Annotated in this window: 5 tRNA genes; all 5 read left to right on the forward strand. The window is 53.3% G+C overall.

Going from position 1 to position 540, the window contains the following annotated elements:
- The first annotated feature begins 47 nt into the window (after nucleotides 1-47).
- The 5 genes from AAIE21_RS29295 to AAIE21_RS29315 all read left to right on the forward strand — a co-directional run bounded on the left by AAIE21_RS29295 (nucleotide 48) and on the right by AAIE21_RS29315 (nucleotide 497).
- Nucleotides 48-123, forward strand: a tRNA-Val gene (locus tag AAIE21_RS29295).
- Between the two features lie 6 nt (nucleotides 124-129).
- A tRNA-Thr gene (locus AAIE21_RS29300) sits at nucleotides 130-205 on the forward strand.
- 9 nt (nucleotides 206-214) lie between these two features.
- Nucleotides 215-290: transfer RNA gene (locus tag AAIE21_RS29305), tRNA-His, on the forward strand.
- 22 nt (nucleotides 291-312) lie between these two features.
- A tRNA-Leu gene (locus AAIE21_RS29310) sits at nucleotides 313-393 on the forward strand.
- Between the two features lie 29 nt (nucleotides 394-422).
- Nucleotides 423-497 (forward strand) — tRNA-Gly (locus tag AAIE21_RS29315).
- Nucleotides 498-540: the final 43 nt, after the last annotated feature.

A 540-nucleotide genomic window follows, 5' to 3' on the forward strand; every position in this document is an offset into this window, starting at 1 on the left:
GTAGTTGGGACCTTGTCCCTGTGAGAGTAGGACGTTGCCAGGCAAATGGAGGATTAGCTCAGCTGGGAGAGCACCTGCCTTACAAGCAGGGGGTCGGCGGTTCGATCCCGTCATCCTCCACCATATATTGCCGGCTTAGCTCAATTGGTAGAGCAACTGACTTGTAATCAGTAGGTTGGGGGTTCAAGTCCTCTAGCCGGCACCAGTAACCGTGGCGGTTGTGGCGAAGTGGTTAACGCACCGGATTGTGGCTCCGGCATTCGTGGGTTCGATTCCCATCAGTCGCCCCATTTTTTCTGAAAATTATATTATGCGGGTGTGGCGGAATTGGCAGACGCACCAGACTTAGGATCTGGCGCCTTTGGCGTGGGGGTTCGACTCCCTTCACCCGCACTTTTAATAAAATATCTCATACATGTCTTGCGGAAGTAGTTCAGTGGTAGAATACAACCTTGCCAAGGTTGGGGTCGCGGGTTCGAATCCCGTCTTCCGCTCCAATTTTCAATATGACATGCCGGGGTGGCGGAACAGGCAGACGCA

The organism is Paenibacillus sp. 102 (assembly GCF_039549175.1).
GTDB lineage: Bacteria > Bacillota > Bacilli > Bacillales > Bacillaceae_G > Bacillus_A.